This window comes from Achromobacter sp. DH1f (assembly GCF_000633435.1).
GTDB classification, from domain to species: Bacteria; Pseudomonadota; Gammaproteobacteria; order Burkholderiales; family Burkholderiaceae_B; genus Achromobacter; species Achromobacter deleyi.
This window is the reverse complement of record NZ_AYMF01000036.1, coordinates 154,662-173,424: the sequence shown is the minus strand read 5'-3', so window position 1 is coordinate 173,424 and position 18,763 is coordinate 154,662. Positions and strand designations below refer to the sequence as shown.

Annotated in this window: 18 protein-coding genes; 8 read left to right on the top strand and 10 right to left on the bottom strand. The window is 63.8% G+C overall.

The window, feature by feature from the left end; all coding sequences use genetic code 11:
* Positions 1 to 12 precede the first annotated feature (12 nt).
* Positions 13 to 933 (top strand): LysR family transcriptional regulator, encoded by a 921-nt coding sequence (locus U858_RS0129170; protein WP_025140651.1) that lies wholly within the window; start codon positions 13 to 15, stop codon positions 931 to 933.
* Positions 934 to 957: 24 nt separating this feature from the next.
* On the opposite strand, the gene acnA is transcribed toward U858_RS0129170, so the two are convergent.
* The 6 genes from acnA to U858_RS0129140 all read right to left on the bottom strand — a co-directional run bounded on the left by acnA (position 958) and on the right by U858_RS0129140 (position 7,626).
* On the bottom strand, positions 958 to 3,570 hold the full coding sequence (gene acnA / locus U858_RS0129165; RefSeq protein WP_025140650.1) for an aconitate hydratase AcnA: 2,613 nt from the start codon (positions 3,568 to 3,570) through the stop codon (positions 958 to 960).
* 15 nt (positions 3,571 to 3,585) lie between these two features.
* On the bottom strand, positions 3,586 to 4,371 hold the full coding sequence (locus U858_RS34465) for an IclR family transcriptional regulator (RefSeq protein WP_025140649.1): 786 nt from the start codon (positions 4,369 to 4,371) through the stop codon (positions 3,586 to 3,588).
* Between the two features lie 68 nt (positions 4,372 to 4,439).
* Complete coding sequence (locus tag U858_RS0129155) at positions 4,440 to 5,174, bottom strand: amino acid ABC transporter ATP-binding protein (RefSeq protein WP_025140648.1); 735 nt, start codon at positions 5,172 to 5,174, stop codon at positions 4,440 to 4,442.
* Positions 5,175 to 5,196: 22 nt separating this feature from the next.
* Positions 5,197 to 5,880: an amino acid ABC transporter permease gene (locus U858_RS0129150; RefSeq protein WP_025140647.1), complete on the bottom strand. Its 684-nt coding sequence runs from the start codon at positions 5,878 to 5,880 to the stop codon at positions 5,197 to 5,199.
* A gap of 13 nt (positions 5,881 to 5,893) precedes the next feature.
* Positions 5,894 to 6,646: an amino acid ABC transporter permease gene (locus U858_RS0129145; protein WP_025140646.1), complete on the bottom strand. Its 753-nt coding sequence runs from the start codon at positions 6,644 to 6,646 to the stop codon at positions 5,894 to 5,896.
* 50 nt (positions 6,647 to 6,696) lie between these two features.
* On the bottom strand, positions 6,697 to 7,626 hold the full coding sequence (locus U858_RS0129140) for an amino acid ABC transporter substrate-binding protein (protein ID WP_025140645.1): 930 nt from the start codon (positions 7,624 to 7,626) through the stop codon (positions 6,697 to 6,699).
* Between the two features lie 181 nt (positions 7,627 to 7,807).
* Here U858_RS0129140 and U858_RS0129135 point away from each other — a divergent pair, with 181 nt between their 5' ends.
* From U858_RS0129135 to U858_RS0129125, 3 genes are all read left to right on the top strand, one after another.
* A complete protein-coding gene (locus U858_RS0129135) occupies positions 7,808 to 9,151 on the top strand; it encodes a PrpF domain-containing protein (protein WP_081821757.1) in 1,344 nt (447 codons plus the stop codon).
* Between the two features lie 19 nt (positions 9,152 to 9,170).
* On the top strand, positions 9,171 to 10,109 hold the full coding sequence (locus U858_RS0129130) for an ornithine cyclodeaminase family protein (protein WP_025140643.1): 939 nt from the start codon (positions 9,171 to 9,173) through the stop codon (positions 10,107 to 10,109).
* 79 nt (positions 10,110 to 10,188) lie between these two features.
* Positions 10,189 to 11,052 (top strand): alpha/beta fold hydrolase, encoded by an 864-nt coding sequence (locus tag U858_RS0129125; protein ID WP_025140642.1) that lies wholly within the window; start codon positions 10,189 to 10,191, stop codon positions 11,050 to 11,052.
* 55 nt (positions 11,053 to 11,107) lie between these two features.
* On the opposite strand, the gene U858_RS0129120 is transcribed toward U858_RS0129125, so the two are convergent.
* The 4 genes from U858_RS0129120 to U858_RS0129105 form a co-directional block, all read right to left on the bottom strand.
* On the bottom strand, positions 11,108 to 11,479 hold the full coding sequence (locus U858_RS0129120) for a RidA family protein (protein ID WP_025140641.1): 372 nt from the start codon (positions 11,477 to 11,479) through the stop codon (positions 11,108 to 11,110).
* Complete coding sequence (locus tag U858_RS0129115) at positions 11,476 to 12,198, bottom strand: GntR family transcriptional regulator (RefSeq protein ID WP_025140640.1); 723 nt, start codon at positions 12,196 to 12,198, stop codon at positions 11,476 to 11,478. The genes U858_RS0129120 and U858_RS0129115 overlap by 4 nt, the downstream gene beginning before the upstream one ends.
* Before the next feature lie 66 nt (positions 12,199 to 12,264).
* Positions 12,265 to 13,335, bottom strand: a complete 1,071-nt coding sequence (locus U858_RS0129110) for a pyridoxal-phosphate dependent enzyme (protein WP_025140639.1) — start codon at positions 13,333 to 13,335, stop codon at positions 12,265 to 12,267.
* Between the two features lie 57 nt (positions 13,336 to 13,392).
* Positions 13,393 to 14,226, bottom strand: a complete 834-nt coding sequence (locus U858_RS0129105) for a tripartite tricarboxylate transporter substrate-binding protein (RefSeq protein WP_157838870.1) — start codon at positions 14,224 to 14,226, stop codon at positions 13,393 to 13,395.
* 383 nt (positions 14,227 to 14,609) lie between these two features.
* Between U858_RS0129105 and U858_RS0129100 the strand changes: the two genes are divergently transcribed.
* The 4 genes from U858_RS0129100 (at position 14,610) to U858_RS0129085 (ending at position 18,673) form a co-directional block, all read left to right on the top strand.
* Complete coding sequence (locus U858_RS0129100; RefSeq protein WP_029954458.1) at positions 14,610 to 15,752, top strand: 4-oxalomesaconate tautomerase; 1,143 nt, start codon at positions 14,610 to 14,612, stop codon at positions 15,750 to 15,752.
* 43 nt (positions 15,753 to 15,795) lie between these two features.
* Positions 15,796 to 16,158 (top strand): antibiotic biosynthesis monooxygenase, encoded by a 363-nt coding sequence (locus tag U858_RS0129095; protein WP_025140636.1) that lies wholly within the window; start codon positions 15,796 to 15,798, stop codon positions 16,156 to 16,158.
* Between the two features lie 208 nt (positions 16,159 to 16,366).
* Positions 16,367 to 17,758: an MmgE/PrpD family protein gene (locus U858_RS0129090; protein WP_025140635.1), complete on the top strand. Its 1,392-nt coding sequence runs from the start codon at positions 16,367 to 16,369 to the stop codon at positions 17,756 to 17,758.
* Between the two features lie 24 nt (positions 17,759 to 17,782).
* On the top strand, positions 17,783 to 18,673 hold the full coding sequence (locus U858_RS0129085) for a transporter substrate-binding domain-containing protein (protein ID WP_081821754.1): 891 nt from the start codon (positions 17,783 to 17,785) through the stop codon (positions 18,671 to 18,673).
* Positions 18,674 to 18,763: the final 90 nt, after the last annotated feature.

Sequence of the window (18,763 nt, the reverse complement as noted above, 5' to 3'; positions counted from 1 at the left end):
CGCGAAGGGTTGATGATGAATCCGGCCAGGGTCGACTTTGTTACGTTGCGCTTGTTCTGTGCCGTCGCCGAGACGGGCAGCCTGACCAAAGGCGCCGCGCGCTGCAACCTGGCGCTCTCCGCCGCCAGCCGCCGCATCGCCGACTTCGAAGCCGCCGCCAAGGCCGTGCTGCTTGAACGCCGCTCGCAAGGCGTGCGGCTGACCCCGGCCGGGCACATCGCCCTGCAACATGCGCTGCGCCTGTTCCAGGGCTTTGAACTGTTCGGCAACGAACTGGATGAATACTCGAACGGTTCGCGCGGCCACATCCGGTTATGGGCCAACATGTCCGCGCTGGTGGAATTCCTGCCCGCCGCCCTCTCGCGCTTTCTGGCCCGCTACCCCGACACCCACGTCGAAGTCGAAGAGCAGCTGTCCGGCGATATCGTGCCGGCGCTCATCGACGGCATTGCGGACATTGGCGTGTTCGTTGGCGGCGTGCCCGCCGACGGGCTGGACGTGCAGCCCTTCCAGACGGATGAACTGGTCTTGCTGGTCGCGGCGTCGCACCCGGTCGCCGCGCGCAAGAAGATCGCCTTCGAAGCATGCCTGGACTACGATTTCGTCGGCCTGAACCGGGGCAGTTCGTTGCTGAACCTGATCCGCGCGGCCGCCCAAGAGGCCGGACGGCCCTTGCGCCTGCGGGTCCAGGTCAGAAGTTTCGATGCCATGTCCGAGATGATCGCCAACAACCTGGGCATCGGCGTGCTGCCCGCGGGCGCCTGCGCCCACCGGCTGCAGCCGGGCAGGCTGCGGGCCGTGAAGCTGACCGACGCCTGGGCCAAACGCGACCTGGTCCTGGCCACCAACCCCAACCGGCCGTTGACCCGGGCGGCTGGCTTGCTGGTGGCTCACCTGATGGACGTACCTGCGCCCCTCGCAACGGGCGAATAGCGGTCAGCCTCACCTTCGCGCAGACTACGCCGCCTGCCCCAACGCCCGGCGCAGGATATGGGAAATCATGCCGCCGCCCTTGAGCAAACCCGCCTCCCTTTCGGTATCGATGGCGGCCTGGGCAATGAACTCCAGACAGGCCCCATCGCGGCGGACCAAGCGCACCCGCACTGGGCTACGCGGCTGGAAAGACGCCTCGACAATGTCGATCTCGATCCGTTCGCCTGCCTTGATACCCAACGCCAGCGGATGCATCGCCGCCGGCAGTTGCAACGGAAAAATCCCCATGCCGATCAAATTGGATCGATGTATCCGCTCGAAGCTGATTGCCAGCACGGCGCGCACGCCCAGCAGCCATGGGCCTTTCGCGGCCCAGTCGCGGGAAGAACCGGCACCGTAGCGCGCCCCGGCCACGATCACGACCGAATCCCCAGCCTGGCGGTACTGGCTGGCCGCCTCGAAGATCGGCATGACCGTCATGGACGGCACATGCAGCGTGTGCCCGACCGGACAGTCAGACTGCAGCAGGTTCTTCAGCGCCTTGCTGTAGAAGGTGGCGCGCTGCATGACTTTCCAGTTGCCGCGCCTGGCGGAAAATGCCCCCAGGCGGTCTCGCGCCAGGCCTTGCCCAGCCAGATAGTCGGCGACGAACCCCTGCGGCGGTATCGCGCTGCCGGGCGTGATGTGGTCCGTCGTCACATCATCGCCCAGAACCAGCAGCGGGTAAGCGTTCACGCGGCCAGGCTGCCAGCCATCGGACAGCGCCACATACGGTGGCCGCCGCAGCATCGTCGACGCGTCATCCCAAGAAAAGCGCGGCCCGCAAGGATGCGCCAACCGATCCCATCCGGATCGTCCAGCCGCGGCCTTGAAGGCACGGGAAAACACCCCGGGGTCGTCGGCCGCCCGAAGGCAGGCGTCGATCTCTTGCGCCGCGGGCCAGAGGTCTCTGAGGAATACCGGTTCGCCCTGCGCATCGACCTGCAGGGCGGTACGATCCAGATCGACCTGGGCGTTGCCGCACAGTCCATACGCAATCACCAACGGCGGTGACATGATGAAGGACAGATCCAGCTCGGGATGCACCCTGCCGGGAAAATTCCTGTTCCCCGAAAGTACCGCCACCGGACGCACGAGCCCGTCGCCCAGGGCTTGCTCGATGGGTTGCGTCAACGGACCGGCGTTGCCGATGCAGGTGGTACAGCCAAATCCGACGATGTCAAAGCCAAGCGCGGACAGATCATCCAGCAACCCGGCCCGGGCCAGCACCTGCTGCGCCGCAGGCGAACCCGGCGCCAACGACGTCTTGACCCACGCGGGAACTCTCAGGCCTCGCTGGCGGGCCTTGCGGGCGACCAGGGCCGCGGCGACCAGCATTGCCAATGCAGTCGTGTTGGTGCAACTGGTGACCGCCGCGATCGCAATCGGGTAGGCAGGCAGACCGGCCGCCCCGCGAGGCGATGGCTCAAGCGCTTCCAGTGCCTGGCCCATCTGGGCGACGTCCAGCATGTCTTGCGGCCTGGCAGGGCCGGCCACGCGCCGCCTGACGGCAGCCAGGTCGATGGTGACGCGCCGGCTGTACCGGGGCGTCGCCTGCGGATCGAACCACAGGCCGGCCGCCTTCAGATAGTTGGCGGCGATGTCGATGGCGGACTCCGCCCTGCCGGTGGCGCGCAGATACGCCAGCGTCATCGCGTCGGCGGGAAAGAATCCCGTCGTGGCGCCGTACTCGGGCGCCATGCTGGCGACAACGCACCGTTGCCCGGCGTCCAGGGTGCTGACGCCCGGCCCGAAGAACTCGACAAACTCGCCCGATACGTGCAGCGCACGCAAACGCGCCGTGACCTCCAGCGCCAGGTCGGTCGCCAGGATGTCCGGGGCCAACTCGCCGCGCAGCTCAACGCCGATGACGTCCGGAATCCGAAGCGTCATGGCTTCGCCGAACATGGCGGCTTGCGCCTCCAGCCCGCCTATTCCCCAAGCCAGCACGCCCAGGCCATTGACCAGCGGCATGTGGCTGTCCGTGCCGACGACAAAGTCCGGTGCCAGCCATGCCTGCCCCCGATGTGATATCGGCCCCGCCACAGGCGTCAGTTGCTCGGCGTTCAGCGTATGCATGATGCCCGTACCCGGCGGATGAATGCGTACCCCCTGCATTTCCTCGCCCACCCAACGCAGGAAGGCAAAGCGTTCCCGATGTCTGTCCTGTTCCAGACGCTGATTCAACATCCAGGCATCGGGGCGGCCGAAATGATCCACGCTGATCGAGTGATCCATCGATGCGTCGATGGGCACGACCGGATTGAGCACGGCAGGGTCACCCCCGGCCTCGGCGATCACGTCGCGCATGGCTGCAACGTCGACAAAGACAGGAATGCTGGTCGTATCCTCCATCAATAGACGAAGGGGACGAAACGCCAATGAAGCGGCGCTGCTCCCTGTCTCCAGCCAGCCGGTCAGCGCCTGGACGGCGTCGTCCGGATCATCCGGTTCGGCATTGCGCAGCGCGTTCTCCAGCAACAGCCGCAATACATAGGGCAAGCTGGACAACCGGTCTCCCAGGCATGCCTTCAGATCGACCATCAGATAGTCGGTCTGCGCGATGCGCAGCGGTAAGGGAACGTGCCTTGCCTGCATGGAATTCAGTCTCTGTCAGGGGGACGTATGCTGCGCCGTGCTGTTCAGCGCCTCGTCGATCGACTTGCATGCCGCCAGGATGGTCGGTATCGCCGCCTTCATCGTCGGTACGCTCCAGCGGGTTGCCGGACCCGACACGGTGAGCGCCCCCACTACGCCCCCCAGCCCATGGACAGGCACCGAAACCGACCCCACGTCCGGGGTTCGCAACCCCAACGCCGCGATCCACCCTTGCTTGCGCACCGTTTGCACCTCATGCAGCACCGCATCGCGATCCAGCCCATTTTGCGAAGCGACCGTCAACTGGTGATGCAATTCCGGTTCGGACATCCCCGACAGCAGGACGCGGCCGGACTCCCCCGCGTAGACCGGGTGCACCTCGCCTACGGGCACCACCCGACGGATCGGGAAGGTGCCTTCGACCACTTCGACACACACCCGCAGATCGCCGCTGCGCACATGCAGCGAGACCGTTTCCCCGTATGTGCGCACGATCTGTTCCATGAAAGGCTTGGCCGCGCGGCGGATATCCACCCGGCTGGCGATCGCGACACTCAAGGACAGCAATTCAGGCCCGACCGAATAGCCGCCGACACCCGCGTCCCGTCCGATGAATCCGGCGTGCTCCAACGAGCGCACCAGGCGGTAAGTCACACTCTTGTGCAACTGCACTTGTCCGGCGATATCATCCAGCGATATCGGCTTGCCGTGTGCGATGATGGTGCGGAGCACCTGCAAGGCCCGGTCGACCGTCTGCGACCCGCCAGAGGCTGGATTATCTGCAGTATCTGTTTTTCGCATTTCTAAATCGAGAACATCAGTTTCGGAATACGAAATTTAGTCACGCCTACCGGGTCTGTCAATGACGCTCAATGCGGCAGGATCTTGGACAGAAACTGCTGTGTCCGCTCCGTCCTGGCCCCCGTGTTCTCGAAAAACTCCGAGGCCTCGCAATCTTCGATGATCGTGCCCGCATCCATGAAGACGACGCGGTCCGCGACCCGCCGGGCAAATCCCATTTCATGGGTCACTACCATCATCGTCATGCCTTCATGCGCCAGATCGGTCATGACATCGAGCACTTCGTTGACCATTTCAGGGTCCAGCGCCGACGTCGGTTCATCGAACAGCATGGCCAGCGGGTCCATCGACAGCGCCCGCGCGATCGCCACGCGCTGCTGCTGGCCACCTGACAGACTGCCTGGGTATTTGTCCTGGTGCGCCCGCAGGCCGACACGGTCCAGCAAAGCCACCGCGCGCTTGCGCGCTTCGTCCTTCGAGCGTCCCAGGACTTTGACTTGCGCAAGGCAAAGGTTCTCCGTGACGGTCAGGTGGGGGAACAGTTCAAAATGTTGAAACACCATGCCGGCGATGCTTCTGAGCTTGGTGAGCTGCGCATTGTCCGCCGCGACCGACAGGCCATTCACGTGAATGTCGCCGCCCTGGATGGGTTCCAGCGCATTCACCGTCTTGATCAGCGTGGACTTGCCGGACCCCGACGGGCCGCATATCACCACCACTTCGCCCTTGCCTACGGACAACGAACAATTGTTGAGCACCTGGACGGCGCCGTACCACTTGCTGATACCGGAAATCTCGATCATCACATTCTTTCCAAAAATGCCGTCAGGCCGATTTGAGGCGCCGCTCCAGCCGCTTGACCGACCAGGAGGCGAGGAAACAAAGCACCAGATACACAATGGCCACGAACGTGTACAGCTCGATCAGGCGCCCATCGCGCTGGCCCACCTTCGAGGCCGCACCCAGGAAGTCCGTCAGCGCCACCACGTAGACCAGCGAGGTGTCCTGAAAAATCACGATGGCGCGCGTGAGCAGCGACGGCGTCATGTTGCGAAGCGCCTGCGGCAACACCACGTTGAACATGGTCTGCCGATAGCTCAGGCCCAGCGCCTTGGCCGCGAAGATCTGCCCTCGCGGCAAGCTGCGGATGCCGGCGCGGACGATCTCGCAGAAATAGGCCGCCTCGAACAGCGTGAAGCTGACCAGCGCCGAGCGGAAAGCGCCGACCTGAATCGGCTGGGGCGAACCGATGATCCAGGCGCCGATATAGGGCACCAGGAAATAGAACCAGAAGATCACGAGCAGCAGCGGAATCGACCGCATCAGGTTGACGTACGCGGCGGCAGGCGCCGAAATCACCCGATATGGCGACATTCTCATCAAGGCCAGCAGGACGCCCAGCGCCAGGCCAAGCACGATCGCCAGCGCCGACAGCTGCACGGTCAACCACATGCCCTGCATCAGGTAGGGAAAAGAGGTGAAGATGACACCGAAATCGAATTGATGCATGGTGTGCTCCCCCTCAATGCGCCTTGGCGCCGGCCACGCCCAACAGGCCAGGCACCGCGACACGGCGTTCGATGGTGCGCATCGAGAGCACGATCAGGCCGTTGATCGCCAGGTAGCCCAGGGTGGCGGCCGAGAACGCCTCGAAGATGTGAAAGCTGTACTCCTGCATCGACCGCGCCTGTCCCGTCAACTCAAGCAAGCCGATGGTCAGGGCCACGGACGAATACTTGACCGTTCCGATCAGCTCCGAAGTCAACGGTGGAATCACGATCCGAAACGCCTGCGGCAGGATGACGTAGCGGTACACCTGCCCCTCGTTCAGTCCCAGGGCGGCGCCAGCCCGCGCCTGGCCAGCCGGCAGCGACTGTATGCCGGCGCGGATCTGCTCGGCCATGCGGGCCGAGCCATAGAAAGCCAGGCACAGCCACGCCGGCAGGAAGGCTCCCCAGGGCTGCGGCATCTGCTTGAGCGAGTCGCCCAATGCAATCGGCAACAGTTCCGGCACGACGAAGAACCAGAGGAACATCTGGACCAGCAGGGGAATGTTGCGAAAGACTTCCACATACAGCATCGCCATGCGGTTGAGCGAACGCGAACTGGCGGTTCGCAGGATCGCCAGCAACGACCCGAACAACACCGAACAGATGCTCGCGCAAAGCGCCAGCACGATCGTCCATCCGGCCCCCATCAACAAGGTCTGCAGATAGGTATGCACGCCATCGGGTGACAGTTCCAGAAAGACACTCCAACTCCATTGATAGTTCATTGCAATGCGGGCTCGGCTGAAATAGGTGGATGGGACAAGAGGCTGCGTGGCTAGCGATAGGCCGCCGGGTCGCTGGAATCGGTAGGATTGGCGAGCGCCTTCTTCAGTCCTTCGCTCATGGGATAGTGCAGATTGATGTTGCGAGGCGGAATGGGCGAATTGAAATAGCGCTCGTACAGCTGCGCCACCTTGCCCTGCTTGATCAGATCGACCACGATGTCGTCGACCGCCTGCTTGAACGCCTCATCGCCCTTGGGCAGTACGATGCCGTAGGGGTAGAGGTCCAGGCCCGTCGTGCCGATGACATAGATGGCGGGATCGGGCGACGAGGCCACGTTGGCATAGGCCAGCGCGTCGTCGGTCGCCGCTGCGCTGACTCGCCCGTTCTGCACCATCAGCAGCATCTGGGCCAGGTCGTTGGCCGGCATCACAGCCATATTCAGCTTGCGCTCGACGTTGAGCTGCCCCAGGTACCTGATGGTCAGGCTGCCGGCCTGGGCGGTCACCGTCTTGCCTCGCAGCGATGCGATGTCATTGACATCCACGCCGCTGTCCTTGCGCGCGAACAGCACCGTATGCGTGACGTACGTGGTCGGCGCAAAGTCGACGAATTTATGCCGCTCGCTCAGGTTGGACGTATTGCCGCATTCCAGGTCGATCGTGCCGTTGGCAATCAAAGGAATGCGTGTGGCAGAGGTGACGGGGTTGTAGCGAATGTCCAGCGATGGCAGCGCCAATCGCTGCTGCAACGCTGCGGCAATGGCGCGGCAGATATCGACGGTATAGCCGACAGGCTTCTGGTTGGCATCCAGATAGGCGAACGGAATCGAGGTTTCCGGGTGGCCGAGCGTGATGGCACCCGACGCCCGGATCTTGTCCAACCGCCCGGCGGCCGCGGCCTCGGCAACCAGAAGCAGGCTCATTGCGAACGCCAGCGCCCAAGTCAGCAGCGCACGCGTCTTGAATACAGTGATCTTCATATTTCCCCCTTGCGGACCCCGCGTGCGGTGCGCGGCCCGTCGGCAATCGTGCGCAACACAGGGTGTACGCGGCACGGGTTGGTCAATCCGGCTGAAGCGCCAACGCGTCTTCTCACCGCTTACGATCCCATTACTTTCTAATATCGGAACTTAAGTTTCTATATTAGAAATAAGAAGCCGTATGGTCGCATTGCGCCGCGCCGCATGTCCATCAGGGTTTTCTCGCAAAAACGCAGTTTTTTTAAACACGGAAGCGCAACATCAGGCCCATTCTGTTTCTATTATCGAAATAGAAAATATGTATTCCGCTATTCATGAATTTTGGACTTATACTTTATTTTTGGGATTCCAGAATCCAGAATTCCGGCAAGGTGCAAGACACCCATCGCCATCAAGCCTGCGAGCCGGACCAACCGAATCAACGACCATGCCGCGCCAGTCTTCCACTCGATATCCCGCCGCCTACATGCGTGGCGGCACCAGCAGGGCCATCCTCTTTCGCGGCCAGGACCTGCCGCCGGACCCAGCGCAATGGGCCGACATCTTCCGCTGCGCGCTGGGCAGTCCGGACAGCTACGGACGTCAGCTGGATGGCCTGGGCGGCGGGATCTCATCGCTATCGAAAGTGGCCGTCATCACGCCTTCCCGGCGCACGGATGCCGACGTCGACTATCACTTCTTTCAGGTGGACCCGCGCACCGGCGCCGTGCTCACCCGCGTGAACTGCGGCAATATTTCCTCCGCGGTGGGCCCCTTTGCATTGAGCCAGGGGTGGATCGCCGACCAGGAACAGTGCCTGGCACGCATCTACAACGTGAACTCCGGCAAGATCATTCACGCCTGCTTTGAACAAAATCCGGACGTAAGGAATTTCATCGGCATAGACGGCGTGCACGGAATGGCGCCGCGCATACGCCTGCGATTCCTCGACCCGGCCGCGAGCCTGGCGGGCCGGCTGTTCCCGACGGGCAGGCGACAGGAAGCGTTGGTGGTGAACGGCCTGGGCACGGTGCAGGCGACCTTGATCGACGCCACCCTGCCCACCGTCATCGTGGATGCCCGCAGCGCCGGATTGCGGGGAGACGAAAGCCCGGACGAGCTCGCCGGCCGCATGGACTACGAAGCGCTGCGCATCGCGGCGGCCCTGAAAATGCGCCTTGCCGATGATCCCCGCGAACTGCACGGCGAGTTCGCCAATGTGCCCGACGTCGTGTTCGTCAGCCCCGCGCAGGCCGGCGCGATCCAGGCCCGCTTCTATTCAAGCGGCAATGTGCATCGGGCCGCCCCCGTGACCTCGAGCATCGCCCTGGCCTGCGCCTGCCACATCGAAGGCACCGTGGCCCAGGCCCTGATCCCCGGATGGCAAGCGCGGGAACACCAGGCATGGAAAATCCTGCACCCCGCCGGCACCATGGAGGTCGGCGTGCGCGCCGACGCCATGGCCGGACAGGTCGCCAGCGCCGACGTCGATCGCACGGCGCGGCTGATCATGCTAGGCAGCGTCGTCATCCCGACCTGCCTCTGACCCTCACCCAAGAGACCCCATGCTGCATATCACCGACGCCATGGTTGACGCCGCGGTCACGCCACTTGCCGCCCAGGCGGTCCTGCGTAATGCCTTTCTGGACCTGGCCAGGGGCGAGGCGGCCATGCAGGCCAGAAAACGGACACAAGCGTCGGGCGTCAAGCTGTCGACGCTGGGCGCCGTCATTCCCGGCCAGGGGCATGCTGGCGCGAAAGTCTATACCACCATCGAAGGCAAGTTTTCCTTTGTCATCGTGCTGTTTTCGTCGCGCACCGGCCAGCCATTGGCCACCGTTGACGCGGGTGCGCTCACGCGTATCCGGACGGCGGCCTGCACCACCCTCGTCGCGCAGCGACTCGCGCCGCGCGGCGCGCGCACGCTGGGCCTTTTCGGCGCGGGCACCCAGGGCGCCGAGCACGCGGTCCAGTTGAGCCGCGCACTGCCGCTCGGCCGGATACTGGTGTCGGACCCCTACCTCTCGCCGCAGGCCTGCGCCGCCCTGCAGGAACGCACCGGACTGACCGTTCAAGCGGCTCAGGCAGAAGAGGTCGCGCGCCAGGCGGATGTCATCGTCACCGCATCCCGCTCGACGACTCCCTTGTTCGAGGGCGCATGGCTGCGCCCGGGCGTGCTGGTCGCCGCCATCGGGTCGAGCCTGCCGACCACGCGCGAGCTCGACGATGCCACGCTGCGCCGGGCCAGGATCGTGATAGCCGAGTGGCAACCACAGACCTGGGAAGAAGCGGGAGATTTCATTCTGGCGGCCGACGGCGCACTGGACCCCGACCGCGTGGTCGACCTGGGCGTCTACCTGACCGATCCCAAGGCCGTCGACGATACGCTGCCGCCCGAAAATGGGCGCGACATCCATCTGTACAAATCCGTGGGCGTGGGTCTGGAAGACATCGCCCTGGCGGGCCACGCCTATGAGACGATTGTTGCCGCTTCGCGCGGCTGAACGCGACCCCGGCTCGAGCAGGCAGCGGGCGGCATCGGCCGGCGCTGCCGCCGCGGCCCTACCCTACCAGGAGCACACCATGCCAGACACGGCCAGCCAACGCATTGCCACCACGCCCGACCTGACGTTCGACGTTTCGGTCGGCGGCCCCCCCGACAGACCGCTGGTGATGCTGCTGCACGGCTTCGGTGTGTCGCGCCATTCCTATGACGCGCAGGTCGCCGCGCTGGCTGACGCAGGCCTGCACGCAGCGGCGCCCAACCAGAGAGGCTACTCGCCCCAGGCGCGGCCCGATCCCGCGGTCTTTTCCCACTACCGGATGGACAATGTCATCCAGGACGTCTTCGATATCGCCGCGGCACTCGGCCATGGCGACCAGCGTTTTCACCTGGTCGGTCACGACTGGGGCGCGAGCGTGGCTTGGGAAATCGCGGATCGCCACCCCGAACGACTGGCGTCTCTGACCATCCTGTCGCGCCCCCACCCGCTGTCGTTCAATCGCGCGCTGGCGCAGGACGCGGAGCAGGCGGGGCGCTCAGGCCATCACGGCCGCTTCCTGGACCCTCAGGCCGGCCCTGACATTCTGGCCGATGACGCCAAGTGGCTGCGTTCGCGCCTGACTCGCAATGGCGTGCCGCAAAGCGCGATCGACACGCACCTGACCGTGCTGGGCAATCCGGCCGCGATGGAAGCGGCATTGGCCTGGTACCGTGCGCGCGGCACCAGGCATGCCCCGGTGGGCCGCACCGTCGTGCCGACGCTATATATCTGGGGAAATGCCGACGATACCGTCGGCCGTGCCGCCGCCACGGGCACCGGTGAATTCGTCGATGCGCCGTATGAATTCATCGAATTGCCGGGCGTGGGCCACTTTGTCGCGGACCAGGCCCCCGAGGCCGTGACTGCGGCACTGCTCGCCCACCTGGCGCGCCATCCCGCCTGACCGGCCCCCGCGCCCCGGGGCCGTCAAGGCCCCGGCAGGCCCGGCACGAAGACCGCTATGCCTGGACAGTGCCCAGGAGCACCTGGGCTTCGAGTTCGATCGCCCCCTGACGCGCGATCTCGGTGACCCCCACGACCGTGCGGGCCGGCAGGTGGTCGCCAAAGAAATCCAGGTACATCTCATTGAGGCGTTGACGATTCGACATGTCGGCCAGGTAGAGATTCACCTTGACGATGTTCCGTATTCCCAGGGAATGCTCGTCGAGCAACGCGCTCAGGCGATCGAGAACGCAGGAAAATTCTGCCTCGAATCCGCCTGAGACCAGCGTGTCGCCGCGCCTGCCGGTTATTCCGGAAATGAAACCCCATTCGCCCACCTTGTACAACGGTGTATTGACGGGCGTCTTGTCCTGGCCAAATTTGCTCATGCTCTCCTGCTCTCCACGTGTGGTTGTTCGATTGAACCCGCCAAGTCTTCCACCGTCGTTGCGACGTGTTCGTTCATGAGCTTGGCGGCGAGTTCGTCCTTGCCCGCGGCAATCGCGTTGACGATTGCCCGGTGGTGGGCCTGCTTTATCTTCAGGCGCTCCAGATAGATATCGGTGTCATCGGCAGACGATTGCGCCTTGCTGAGTGCATTGCCGCGATAGAACCGGATCATCCGCTGCAACGAAGCCAGCATGTCCTTGATGAAACCGTTGCCACAGCCCTCGATGATCACCTGGTGAAACTGCGTATTCAGATCAAAGGCGCGCGGCAGATCGGCGCCGGCAATGGCCTCGTCGGTATCCTGCAGCACTTGCTCCAGCGCCTTGAGCGCGGCGGGGTCGCCCGCCTGCGCAAATTCCCGCGTCGCGGCAGATTCCAGGGCCGCCCTGCAGCGATACAGCGCCGTCAGTTCCTGGTGCGTGAACTTGCGCAGCTGATACCCGCCCGTCGGCAGTTCGACCATCAGCCCTTCCTGGTGAAGCTTGCGGATGGCTTCACGCACCGGCGTGCGGCTAACGCCAAGCCTGGTCGCCCACTCGCTGTCCTTGATCCGCTCGCCGGGCTTCACGGCGCCGGTCGAAATCAGGTGCAGCATGTGCTCGTAGACCCGATCGAACATGTGCTGCTTGGGAAGGGAAAACAGAGGGTTATCAACCATGGGAATTCCTGAATGACGTCGCAAGGGAAAAGATCCGTCGCCACAACGGACGTGGCTGCGATTTTATCAGTTGGAATACTGGAATTCTGGATTCCAGCCCTCTGCGCCGCTCGGCGTACGCCGCAAATACGCCGGATCGGATTTCAGCGGTGACGCCGTGTTCAGCACGACCACTTCGGCATCCTCGGACAGTGTGCCCACGCTCAGCGCGTGTTCAAGCGCCACCAGCGCCGAACCGGTTTCCAGCGCGACCTGCACCCCATCCAGCCGAGCCAGCCGATAGACCGCATCGACGGCCAAGCCTGGCGCCGCCGCGTGGGCGCCGCCACCGGCGATGGCGCGCAGCACCTCTTCGCCACGCGGCGGGTTGGGGGTGCGCATGCCGCCTCTTGGCGTGTCGATCATGCCCCAAGGGCTGAGGGCGCGCCCCAGCGAGTAGGCCTGCGCGATCGGCGCGCAGCCGGCGAACTGGCTCGCATGCATTTTCGGAAGCGCCTGGCCGGCCATCGCGTCCTGCGCGGCTAGCCATTCAAACGCCTTGCGGATGGCCAACAACGCGATACCGCCGCCGGTCGGGCAAAACACTGCCGCGGGAAAACGCCATCCCAATTGCTCGACGATTTCAAGTCCGACAGTCTGCTTGGCCTGCTCCCGGGTCGGCGCGTTGTCCGCAGACACATTCATGTAGCCGGTCTGGCGTGCCAACCCCTGCGCAAATGAACGCGCCCCCGCCCAATCCGACAGGCAGTGCACGCGCGCCCCGGCAAGGCTCATCTGCAGCAGGTTCTCGCCCAGCACGTCGGTGGGGACGACCGTCACGCAGGCCATGTTGGCGCGGGCGGCATAGACAGCGAACGACGCTGACGCATTGCCCGTGCTGTTGAGCACGATCCCCGCGCAGCCCTGTTCCCGCAACCGGGAAATGGTGTAGGCGGCGCTTCGATCCTTGAAGGTGCCCGTGGGGTTTTGCGCCTCGTCCTTGATCCAGACCGCCCGGCAACCCACCCGCGCGGCATAGCGTGGCGCCGGCACCAACGGCGTCCAGCCCTCCCCCATGCTGATCCGCGCCCCGGCGTCGGCCAAGGGCAAGTGGCTCGGGTATCGCCACATTGAAGCTTCATTGAGCAGGACATCCATTGCTGCACCACAGGAAAAATGTCAAAAAAACCGGATCGCGACCTGCGCGACGGCATATCAATTGGCGGTGATGTGCGTCGCCTGGACGACGCGCACCCACTTCTGCGTGTCTCGTGCAATCAGCGCCTGGAAGTCTGCCGCCGTCACCGAGGGAAACGGCGTGCCCATCTGGGCCGCAAGCATCTCCTGGACTGCCGGCGACGCCAGCGCCGCATTCACCTTGTCATGCAACTTCCCGATGATCTCGGGCGGGGTCTTCGCCGGCGCGACCAGGCCGAACCAGTTGTCGGCCGTCAACTGCGGATATCCCAGTTCTGCAAATGTTGGAATATCGGGCAGAACGGCGGAGCGCTTGCTGGCCGTCACCGCCAGCGCCTTCAAGCGCCCTTCCTTGACATAGCTCACCACGGTGGGGGCCGATGCGAACATCAGGTCAGCCCGCCCCCCGATCACGTCCAGCGCCGCGGGTCCCATTCCACGATAGGGAATGTGCGCCCATTCGATCCCGGTGACATGGGCGAATTGCGCGCCTTGCAGATGCGCCACGCCGCCCGTGCCGCCCGAGGCCATGTTCAATTCGCCCGGACGCTTCTTCGACAGTTCCACCAGGTCGGCCAGCGTCGCCACGGGCAACTGCGGCCCCACCACGACAATGGCCGGTACCGTGGCGATCGTTGCCACGGCGGCGAAGTCTTCCAGTCGATACGAGGGCTTGGGATAGACAGCCAGATTGGCAGCGAATGGGACGTCCGCCAGCATCAGCGTGTAGCCATCGGGCGCGGCGCCAGCCACGTAGGCAGTGGCCACCATGCCCGCCGCGCCCGGCTTGTTCTCGACCACGACGGACTGACCAAGCGACTTGGTGAGTTCGGCGCCGATGACTCGGGCCATGGTGTCGGACCCTCCCCCAGGACTGAACGGCACGATGATGCGCACGGGCTTGGCGGGATACGTATCCGCCGCCCAGGCGCCCGACGCCGCAAATGAAAAGAGGACTGCGATTGCACTGCCTAGCACTGCCTTCATGGTGACGCCCCTTGAATTTTGGAATCCTGGATTCGGAATCCTAAAATTATGCTAACACGGTGATCGTCACACTGAAAATATCAGTATAAACCCTTAAATATGCGCGTTTTTCGCTATTTTTTTACTCGAAACAGGTCTTGAATTTGAAATACTACTTTTATTTGGGATTCCAGAATCCCAAATAAAGCGTAAGATTGCCGCATCAGCCCGCGGCGACAGCGGCGCGGGCAGTTGTCCAGGAGACCTGCATGAGTGATCTGTATTCCATCCCAGCCACCCTGTTCCGCGGCGGAACGTCCAAGGGCCCCTTGTTCCTGGCCCAGGACCTGCCGGCCGACAAGCAAACGCTTGACGCGGTACTGCTCAGCGCCATGGGCTCGCCCCACAAACGCCAGGTCGATGGCGTGGGCGGAGCGGAATCCCTGACCAGCAAAGTGGTCATCGTGTCCGGGTCCAGCCGTGAAGACGCTGACATCGACTACCTGTTTGCCCAGGTCAACCCCGACTCCCCGATCGTCGACTACTCGTCCAACTGCGGCAACATGCTCAGCGCCATCGGCCCATTCGCGATCGAGTCCGGCCTGGTCAAGGCCGCTGGCAATGAAACGCGGATCCGCATCTACAACGCCAACACCGATTCGGTCATCGTCGCCACCATCCAGACCCCCGATGGCTCGATCACGTATGAAGGCAATGCCGCGATAGACGGCGTTCCGGGCACCTCGGCGCCCGTCATCGAGAACTTTGCCGGCACGGTGGGCAGCAAGACCAAGAAGATGCTTCCCACCGGCAAGGTGACCGAGCGCATCGAGGGCATCGAAGTCACCTGCATCGACGTTGCCGTGCCGGCCGTGCTGATCGCGGCCCAGGCCCTTGGCCTGCGCGGTGACGAATCAAAAGCCGAGCTGGACGCCATGCCCGACTTGATCAAGCGCCTGGACGACCTCCGAGTGGAAGCGGGACAGCGCATGGGCCTGGGCGACTGCCGCAAGCTCGTCATACCCAAACCTCTGGTTGTCAGCGCAGCCAGACATGGCGGCGCCATCACTTCCCGCGATTTCGTGCCCTACAACTGCCATGCCACGCATTCGGTGACCGGCGCGACAGCACTGGCCGCGGCCAGCATCCTGCCCGGTTCGGTCGCGCAGCAGATAACGGGCCTGAGTACGGGCGAACGCCATACCGTCGGCATTGAGCACCCCGCGGGAACCATGGCCATGGACGTGCGGGGCGAGACAGGTGCGGGCGGCCATCTGGAGCTGGTCGAGGCCAATCTGTTGCGCACGGCCCGCCGGCTGTTCTCGGGCGGCCTGGCCATTCCCTCAAGAATCTGGAATGGCGACGGCAAGGCTGCCAACGTGGCCGACATCGCCCGGCACATCGATTTCTAGCGCCCCCCTTCCTCCCGCGAACACGCTGCCGTTCAGACCGCCCATGTACACCTCGACCTTTACGCTTGCCCCAGGCCCGAACAACGACGAATTCCAAACTTCGATGCGGGCTCTGGCCGCAGCGGCGAAAAGCGTGCCCGGCTACCTGGGCGAGGAAACCTGGGAAAACCAGGAAAGCGGGGTGATCTGCATCACCTTCTACTGGCGCACGATGGATGCGCTCCAGCACATGGCCGCCTATCAGGACCAGTTGCGGGCCGCACCGCCTGGGCAGGCATGGCGTCAGGGCTATCAAGTCGTCGTCGCCGAAGTCGTCACCTTCTATGGCGACGGGCGCATCGTGCATCCCCTGAACGACGTGAACGGCCATCGAAACCACGACGGCCCAGGCGCCATCGATTATTGACGCACGCCTCTCACTGCTATGGGCGGTTAATAGCTAATAGCAACTTCGCCATTGACGAGCCTTGTTGGCCTGAGAGAACATATTCCTAAATACGAAATATAAGTTCCTATATTAGAAACCAAAACAAAACCGTCTTCCGTCAGCGCGCATTGCCAATGGCCGGGGACGGTTTTCTTTTGCCGCATAGACCAAGAAAGTGAGAATGGAAATGTCTGGACTGAAGGAAATGGATTCCCGCGGACAGTCGATGGTGCAGTTCTGCCTCGATGTCACGCAATTGCGCATCGAGGACGCGGTTCTCGACATGGTGCGCCGCACCTTCCTTGATTACCTGGGATGCGTGCTGAGCGGCTCCAATGACTCCTCGACCGTCGCGGTGCGCAAGATGGTCTCGGGATGGGGCGTGACAGGACGTTCAAGCGTGCTCGGCGCCTATGACACGATTCCGGCGTTTGCCGCACTGGTGAACGCCACTGCCGCGCATTCCCAGGACCTGGACGATACGTTGCCCAAAGGCGCAGGACACCCGAGCGGCCCCTGCTGGTCAGCCGCGCTGGCGATCGCCCAACAACAGAACAGCGACGCCCGAACCCTGGTCGCCGCCTACCTCGCCGGGTTCGAGATCATGGCCCGGTTAGGCGGCGGCGGCCCTGCGGGCATCGGCCGCAACCTGCAACGCGTCGGCTATCACCCCACCGCGGTCGTGGGCCGTGTCGGCGCGACGGCCATCGGCTCGGTGCTGTATGGCCTGGATCGTGCGCAGATCGCCAATGCATTCGGCGCGGTCGCCACCACGTTCTCCGGCTTTCAGTCCTCTCATGGCACGGATGCCAAGCCTTTTCACGTCGGCAAGGCCGCCATGGACGGCGTGATGGCCGCGGAACTCGCCCTCAACGGCCTGAGCGCAAACACCACGTTCTTTGAAAGCACCGGCGAGAACTGGCTTTCGATCCTGATCCAGGACGGCAATATCGCGGAAATCCCCCCCATGTCCGACCTGGGCACCCAATGGCATCTGTTTGGCAATGCATTCAAGCTGTTTGCCAGTTGCCGGGCGACGCACGCATCCACGGAAGGCGCCCTGCAGGTGTATGAAAGCGTCAAGGGCAAGAAGATCACCTCGGTGGTCGCCAGGACGGCGCCCAATGTCCTGGCCATGGCGGGATTTCAGAATCCGCAAACGCCGACCGAAGCGAGATTCAGCGTCTATTGCTGCATTGCCATGGCGCTGGCGGGCTATCAGCTCGGCCCCGACGACTTTTCCCAAGCCACCCTGCAGGACCCGCGCGTGCGCGAAATCCTGCCGACGATTCAAATCGAGCTCAACGATGACATCCCCTATCGCGAGGCCCATCTGACCGTCACGACGGAGGACGGATCGGTCTATCACGGCGATATCTCCGCGCGCAAAGGCGACCCGGAGAATCCCCTGAGCTGGAATGAACTCGAGCACAAATTCCTGTCGTTGACCGAGCCGCTCTATGGCGCCGTGGTCAGCCGGAAACTGGCGCAACTGGCCTCGCAAGTCGATGAAGAAGGCGCTGTCCGCGAAGTGCTTCAGTTGCTCAAGCGCAGTGAGCGCAAACCGGCCTTGATCTAGTCACCTCTTTCGCCCCCCCTCTCCATGCGATTCCACTCTCTGACCCGCCATGCGCCGACGATCGCAATCGTGATCGCGGCGTTCGCCTGCACCTCGGCACGCGCCGACGCGACCCTGGACAAGATAAAACAACGCGGCAAGCTCGCCGTGGGCGTCAGCTCTCCCCACCCGCCGCTGGGCATCCTGGATCCGGTCACCGGAAAGACGGGGGGCTACCAGACCGAATTGGCCGCCGATATTGCACGCCGACTGGGCGTGCAGCTGGAAACCGTCGCGGTGCCCTCATCGACCCGCGTCCGGCTCCTGCAAAGCGGCAAGATCGACTTGATCATCGCCGCGATCGGCTGGACGCCGGAACGCGCGGAGATCCTCTCCTTCGCGCCGACGCCCTATGACGTCATCGGCGGCGTCGCGATGGTGCCCAAGCGCAGCGGGATACGGCGCTGGGAAGACCTGCGCGGCAAGATTGTCTGCGTGTCGCAGGGCAGCAGTTATGCCAAGCCGCTGGCCGACGTCTACGGCGCCGTGGTCAAGGGCTTGCGCGGCCTGTCCGAATCGCTGTTGGCGCTCAAGGGCGGCGCATGCGAGGCGTCAGTGCACGACTATCCCGAGCTGTACAGCAAGTTGAATGACGAGAATGCCCGCGAATGGTCGGACTACACCCTGACGCCCCAGGACGCGCTCAACCCGACACCGGTCGTCGTATGGATGCGCAAGGGCGAGACGGATACGCAGGCCTTTGTCGACCAGGCCATCCAGGATTGGCATCGCTCGGGGTTCGTGCTGCAGCAGGCCCGCCAATGGGGCATGGTCGACACCTGGGTGGCCAGCCGCCACGCGCTGGCGCTCCAGGGCAAATTCGACCAGGCGCCGGCTGATTTTGACGTGTACAAGGCCAGGCAAGCCAAGCCATGACGCCCGATCTCGAATCCCGGGCCGCGGCGCCGGCCCACGCCTCGCTTGCCTTGCGCCAAGCCACCGCGCGCGCAGCGCTGCCGCGCCGCC